This window comes from Cellulomonas sp. ACRRI, from assembly GCF_022346185.1.
In the GTDB taxonomy this organism is placed as follows: domain Bacteria; phylum Actinomycetota; class Actinomycetes; order Actinomycetales; family Cellulomonadaceae; genus Cellulomonas.
The window spans coordinates 1-1949 of the sequence record NZ_JAKRMS010000239.1; the positions used below are offsets into that span (position 1 = coordinate 1).

The window sequence follows — 1949 nt, forward strand, 5'->3', positions numbered from 1 at the left end:
GCCACCCGCGTCGAGCGCCCCCTCCACCTCGCCGACGCCCAGCGCGCCGACCGCGACCGCGCGCGCCGCCGCCCGCGCGGCCGCGACGTCGGCGGCGCCGACGTCGCGGCGGCGCGGGCGGCGCGGGCGCGTCAGAGCGCGGTGTGCGCGCCGATCCGGTGGTAGGTGCGGTCGTGGTACACGAGCGGCGACGGCTCGGCGGCGCCCGCCGGGACCCCGGCGGCCAGCGCGCGCAGCGACACCAGGTACGAGTCGCCGACCGGCGTGCGCTGCACCACCCGCGCGCGCACCCACGACACCGCGCCGTCGATGACGGGCTCGCCGGTGGGCAGCGACGTCCAGCCGCCGGCGGCGAACCGGTCCAGCCCGCTGGTGGCGAACCGGGCGGAGACGTCGTCCTGGTGGTCGGCCAGGAAGCTCACGGCCACCGTGGGTGCCGCGGACACCGCGGGCCAGGACGACGACGTGGACGCCAGCGAGAAGGCGAGCAGCGGCGGCGCGGCCGACACCGAGATGACCGACGTGGCGGTGAACCCGACCGGCCGCCCCCCGTGCCGCAGCGCGACGACGGCGACGCCCGCGGGGTGCCGGCGGAACACCTGCTTGAACTCCTGCGGGCCGAGCTGCGGCTCGTCCTGCTCCGCCAGCAGCCGTTCGAGGGGGCCGAGGTCGGTGCGCTCGGCGGTCACCGGGCGGCCCCCGCCAGGTCGGCGGCGGGTGCGACGGCGGGCGCGGCGGCGGCCGGGCCCAGTGCGCGGCGCAGCGGCTCGGCGGCGCGGTCGAGCCACGCGTCCAGCGCCGGGCCGAGGTCGCCGAGCTGCGCCTCGGTCAGGGTCAGCGACCGTGCCGGGACCACGGCGCCGAGCTCGACGAGCACCGGCCGCAGGTGCACCTCGCCGGCCAGCGCGTGCGCCGGGCTGCCGGACACGACCAGCGGCACGGCGACGACCCCGGCGAGGCCGTCCGCCCCGGACAGGTCGAGGAACGCCTTGAGCAGCCCGGTGTACGACGCCTTGTAGACGGGCGTCGCGATCACCGCGAGGTCGGCCGACGCGAGCCGCGCGAGGGCGGCGTCCGCGGCGGGGTGGACCGGGGCGAGCAGCTCGCCCGCCAGCAGGGCGAGGTCGACGACCTCGACGGGGGCGGGGTCGCCGGGCAGGAGCGCGGCCAGGCGCTCGGCCGCGGCGCGCGCGGCGGCCAGGGTGCGGGACCCGGCGCGCGGGTTCCCGGAGACGACGACGACGGACGGGGACGACATGGTGGCCTCGCAAGGGGGTCGATCACGGTTGCCGTGCGGCGGAGCGGCGCGTGCCGGCCGACGGCCAGGTCATCTCCCGGAGCACCCCGCCGTGACGTGGGGTTGCTGCCCAGCCAGCCGGGGCTTGGCGCTGGGACTCGTGACCTCGGGGCGGAGGTCTAGCACCCGGGCGGCCGGCCCGTGCGCACCGGCGGGGGAGTTCTCACCATCCGGGACGGTGCGAACGCCTGGGACCGAGGTCCCGTGACATCGCTCCGGCATGCGAGACGCGGCGGCCCGACCGTTGACGGCCCCCGGCTCGGTTCGTAGGTTCCGGGCACCGGTTCGCCACCGGGGCGCGCCGCAGGGCGCCCCCGGGACGCACCGGGTGGTCATGAGCTCCGACGCGAAGCCCCGGCTGGTCGGACGGCAACCCCCCGCGCGGGTGGGTGCCCCGGGTGAGGACCAGGTCCGCCGCCGGCCGGCGACGGACAACACGCGGACCCGCCCGCCGGGCGGGGGCACACGAGGAGAACGCATGAGCCGGACCGTGCAGGCGCCGTGGGCGCCCTCGGCACCCGCCCTGCCCCGCGCCGCCACGTCGCGGCGCTGTCGCTGTCGTCGCTGACGGCCCGCCGGCCGCCCCGCCCCGGGCGGGGCGGGTGACCCCGGCACGCCGCGGGGCGTGAGCCGCGCCGGACGCTCCCTGCCC

General features: G+C 79.5%; 2 protein-coding genes and 2 riboswitches. Both genes read right to left on the reverse strand.

Translation table 11 applies throughout. The annotated features are described in order from the left end of the window. Positions 1-131: 131 nt before the first annotated feature. Positions 132-689, reverse strand: a complete 558-nt coding sequence (locus tag MHY85_RS20870) for a flavin reductase family protein (RefSeq protein WP_239200361.1) — start codon at positions 687-689, stop codon at positions 132-134. Further along, a complete protein-coding gene (locus MHY85_RS20875) occupies positions 686-1258 on the reverse strand; it encodes an NAD(P)H-dependent oxidoreductase (RefSeq protein ID WP_239200363.1) in 573 nt (190 codons plus the stop codon). The genes MHY85_RS20870 and MHY85_RS20875 overlap by 4 nt, the downstream gene beginning before the upstream one ends. A gap of 41 nt (positions 1259-1299) precedes the next feature. Further along, positions 1300-1403, reverse strand: a riboswitch (SAM riboswitch). Between the two features lie 224 nt (positions 1404-1627). Then, positions 1628-1742: riboswitch (SAM riboswitch) on the forward strand. Positions 1743-1949: the final 207 nt, after the last annotated feature.